3 protein-coding genes and 1 pseudogene are annotated in these 4,495 nt (G+C 67.2%); 3 read left to right on the top strand and 1 reads right to left on the bottom strand.

Annotated features, from left to right (window positions below; genetic code table 11):
- Positions 1–120: pseudogene (locus Q8814_RS24575) on the bottom strand (multicopper oxidase domain-containing protein); the annotation flags it as partial.
- A 165-nt stretch (positions 121–285) separates the two neighbouring features.
- Here Q8814_RS24575 and Q8814_RS24570 point away from each other — a divergent pair.
- The 3 genes from Q8814_RS24570 to Q8814_RS24560 form a co-directional block, all read left to right on the top strand.
- Positions 286–1,803, top strand: a complete 1,518-nt coding sequence (locus Q8814_RS24570) for a multicopper oxidase family protein (RefSeq protein WP_330154579.1) — start codon at positions 286–288, stop codon at positions 1,801–1,803.
- A 313-nt stretch (positions 1,804–2,116) separates the two neighbouring features.
- Entirely contained in the window at positions 2,117–4,240 is a 2,124-nt protein-coding gene (locus Q8814_RS24565) for an MMPL family transporter (RefSeq protein WP_330154578.1), read from the top strand.
- Positions 4,241–4,272: 32 nt separating this feature from the next.
- A partial coding sequence (locus Q8814_RS24560; RefSeq protein ID WP_330154577.1) for an NAD-dependent epimerase/dehydratase family protein occupies positions 4,273–4,495 on the top strand: 223 nt, incomplete at its 3' end.

The following is a 4,495-nucleotide window of genomic DNA, read 5'->3' as shown; positions in this document are numbered from 1 at the left end:
GTCCATCGCGGCCGGCAGGTGCATGCCGTGCCAGTGCAGCGTGCTCCTTTCTCCCACATTGTTGGTGACGTTCACGCGGACCTGCTCGCCGCGCGTGGCGCGCAGCGTCGGGCCGAGGTGGTCGTCGTGGTCCGGCCCCAGGTGGATACGCATGAGGGCGAGCCTATCGACGCGGAGGCGAGATGCGGAGCGAAAGGCCCCGGGGACCCGTCAGGGTTCTCCCCCACCGAAGATCAGGAGCCACGCCGGATGTGGTTTCCGTTCCCGCCGACGAGGATTCCTCCCATGAGAATGCTGCTGCGACTGGTCGGCGTCGCTTTCACCTTCGCTGTGGCGTTGGCGGTCGTCGTCGCGACGGTTGCGATCTACACGTGGAACACCGCCGAGATCGATACGACGGAACAGGTGGTTTTCGATCGACGGCTGCACATTCCGCCGCTCGCGACGAGCACCGTCGACGAGTCCGGCACCCGGGTGTTCGATCTGAGGATGCAGCGCGGCACCCACGACCTGGGGCACGGTCCGGACACTCGCACGTGGGGCGTCAACGGCGACTACCTCGGCCCGACGCTGCGCGCCACGCGCGGCGAGCAGGTCCGCGTGAACGTCACCAACAATGTGGGAGAAAGGAGCACGCTGCACTGGCACGGCATGCACCTGCCGGCCGCGATGGACGGCGGTCCGCATCAGACCATCGAATCCGGCGCCACCTGGTCTCCGCACTGGACGATCGACCAGCCGGCCGCGACGCTCTGGTACCACCCGCATCTGCACGGCTCGACGGCCGAACACGTCTATCGCGGTCTCGCGGGGATGTTCCTGCTCGACGATCCGGCCACGCCCGCGCTGCCCGACGACTACGGCATCGACGACATCCCGCTCATCGTGCAGGACAAGAAATTCGACGATGACCAGCTGGACGAGGACGGCGAGATGTTCGCCGACGTCGGGACGCTGGGCGACGAGATCCTCGTCAACGGCACCCCGCGCCCGTTTCTGGACGTGCACACCGAACGGGTCCGGCTGCGCCTGCTCAACGCCTCGAATGCGCGCGTCTACAACTTCTCGTTCGACACCGGCCTGGCCTTCGCGCTGATCGGCACCGACGGCGGACTGCTCGAACGACCGATGACTCTCCGCAGCGTGCAGCTCTCCCCCGGCGAACGGGCCGAGATCGTCGTCGAGGTGCCGGCGGGCGGCAGGACAGTGCTGCGCAGCACCCCACCGGACCTGAGGGCAGATTTCTGGCAGACCCGGTTCTCCGGCGGCGACGACCGCTTCGACGTCCTCGAGCTGCGCGCTGCGCCCACACTCGCGTCGACCGCGCAGGTGCCCGGGCAGCTGGCGGCGTTCGAGGATCTCGGGGAGGCGACCGTCACCCGGCACCTGGATCTGACCGGCGCGAGCACGATCAACGGCCGCTCGATGGATATGGCACGTGTCGACGAGGTTGTCGTCGCCGGCACGACCGAGCTGTGGCAGATACGCAACGTGAGCGGTCTGATCCACAACTTCCACGTCCACGATGCGCAGTTCCGGATCGTCGACATCACCGGAATGCCGCCCGGCCATCCTGGTCTGGCCGGGCGCAAGGACACGGTGTACGTGCCGCCCGGAGCCACGGTGCAGTTGCTGATGCGGTTCGAGGACCACACCGACCCCTCGGTGCCGTACATGTATCACTGCCACCTGCTGCGGCACGAGGACGACGGCATGATGGGACAGTTCGTCGTGGTAGGGCCGGAAGAGATCGATCAGGTGGCCGGCACCTCCGACCGGTCGGCGCACGGACACCACGAGTAGCGGCCACCACGAGAACTCGAGGCGGGAATAGATCGCCGGAGGGTCTCGTTGATCCCACATGGATCGGCGCGTCGGTACGCCCCGGAGCCAATGAAAATGGCCTTCGTGAATTCCGTCCGGCTGGAGCCACGTTGCGCACCGTGCCGTGAGGCATCCGGCGCGTCGGTCCGCTCTCTTCGTTCCCCGGATTTGCTCCCCGAACGATTCCGTCGCCCGGCCAGCATCGGCCCGCATCCGAGTCACGATTACAGTGTCCGGTGCCGACGCCCGGCTGGCCGTTCGGCAGACCGAGTGAATCGAACCGGGAGTACGCATGAACCGCTGGGCCGAGATCGTCGTGACGCGAAGCCGGTGGGTACTCGCCGTGGTGCTGTTGATTGTTCTGGCCGCCGGCGCATGGGGGGTCGGCGTGTTCGGCAAGTTGTCCGGCACCGGCTACTACGTGGCAGGCAGCGAAGCGGTGCAGGTCCAGGAGATCATCTACGACAACTTCGGTTCGCAGACGGCCGACATCATCGCGATGTACACCGCGCCCGAGGGGCGCACGCTCGACGACATCCGCGGCGACGTCGAACAGACCCTCCAGGAGTTTTCCGACGACGTCCCGACCACGTCGATCTCGACGTACTGGACCGCGCCGCCACCGATGAATCAGCTGCTGATCTCGACGGATCAGCGCAAGGTCGCCGCGTCGATCATCCTCGCGCCCGATTCCGGGGTGACCTCCGCGAATTTCGATGCGGCGCTCGAAAAACTCGAGGTGCCGGGGCTGGAGGCCCAGTTCGCGGGCAACACCGTGGTGGGCGTCGAATTCACCCACACGCTCGAACGCGACCTGATCATCGCCGAGGCCATCGCGGTCCCGGTGACCCTCGTGCTGCTCGTGCTCATCTTCGGTGGTGTCGTCGCGGCCTCGGTGCCCGTGTTCGTCGGTGTGCTGTCGATCTTTTCCTCACTCGCGACGCTGCGGCTGCTGTCCACGGTGACCGAGGTGTCGTCGTACGCCCTGAACATCACATCGCTGATCGGCCTGGGTCTGGCCATCGACTACGGGCTGTTCATCGTGAGCCGATTCCGCGAAGAACTGGCGTCGGGCGCCGAGACGGCCGTCGCGACGAAGCGCACGATGCTCACTGCCGGCCGCACCGTCATGTTCTCGGGCGCACTGTTGATCTGTGCGTTCGCGGGCATGCTCGTCTTTCCGCAGGCGGTGCTGCGGTCGCTGGGGCTCGGCGCGATGGCGTCGGTGTTCAGCGCAGCGGTCCTGTCGCTGACCGCGGTGCCCGCCGTCCTGGCCTTGCTCGGACCGCGCATCAACTCGTGGACGTGGGACCGTGACGCCTCCGCCCGCGGCGAGGCCCGCGCCCGCCGGTTCTGGGGTGGGGTCGTCACCCGGGTGGTGCAGCGACCGGCGATCATCGCAATCGTCATCACCGCGGGCCTGCTCGTGATCGCCACACCGGTCGCCAAGGCCGCGTTCGGGGAGATCGAATACACGGCTCTTCCCGAGAGCAGTCAGGCCAGAGCGGCGACGCAGACCCTGCTCGACGACTTCTCGAGCACCGGCAACGGCGCGACCCTCGTGCTGCGCGGTGCAGACGGACAGCCGCCTGCGCCGGATCAGGTTCGCGCGGTGACCCGCGAGATCGCCGGAGTCGACGGCATCGCCCAGACGGTGACGGTCGGGCAACAGGGAGACGTGCTGGTACTGCAGGCCCTGTACGCCCAAGGTGTCGACGGCACCGCACGCGCGAGTGCCATCACGGACGAACTGCGGGGGATCGAACCGCCCGGCGAGACCGAACTGCTCGTCGGTGGCAGCCGAGCGCTCGTCGACGACGCCAACTCGGCGGTCGCGGATGCGCTGCCGTGGATGATCACGATCATGGTGGTCTCGACGCTGGTGCTGCTGTTCCTGGCGTTCGGGTCGGTGGTACTGCCGATCAAGGCGGTGCTGATGGCCGGACTGAGCCTGGCAGCGACGTTCGGCGTGCTGACCTGGGTGTTCCAGCTCGGACACGGGGCCTCGCTGCTGGGAGTGGTACCGAACGCGCTGGAACCGACCTTCGTCGTCCTGATTCTGGCGGTCGTGTTCGGCCTGTCCACGGACTACGAGGTGTTCCTGATGTCCCGGATGGTCGAGGCCCGCGCGGCCGGTGCGACGACCGTCGAGGCGGTCCGGGAGGGCACCGCGCGCACCGGTCGTGTCGTGACGGCCGCGGCGCTGTTGCTGATCGTGGTCACCGGCGCGTTCACCATCTCGGGGTTGTCGATCATGCGTTTTCTCGGTGTGGGCATGATCGTGGCGTTGATCATCGACGCCACGATCGTGCGCATGCTGCTGGTGCCGTCGCTGGTCAAGCTGATGGGCGAGGCGAACTGGTGGGCGCCGGAATGGATGAAAGGTGTCCACGCGAAGATCGGCATCGGTCACTAGAACTTGTTCTTACCTGAGGGTAAGTTCACGGTATGGTCAGCTACCTGGTCACCGGCGGAACCGGGTTTCTCGGTCGGCACGTCGTCGCGCGACTCGCAAGCAGGCCGGACGCCGAGGTCCACGTCTTGGTGCGGCGGGAGTCCCTGGGCAAATTCGAGGCGCTGGCCGAGACAATGCCCGGCCGGAACCGCCTGGGTTCGCTGATCGGCGACCTCACCGCGCCGGGTCGCGGACTCGCGCCGGACGCGGTTCCGG

This window comes from Rhodococcus chondri (assembly GCF_036327435.1).
Taxonomy (GTDB): Bacteria; Actinomycetota; Actinomycetes; order Mycobacteriales; family Mycobacteriaceae; genus Rhodococcus; species Rhodococcus chondri.
Note: the sequence above shows the minus strand (reverse complement) of the source record. Positions and strands in the feature narration are given on the sequence as shown.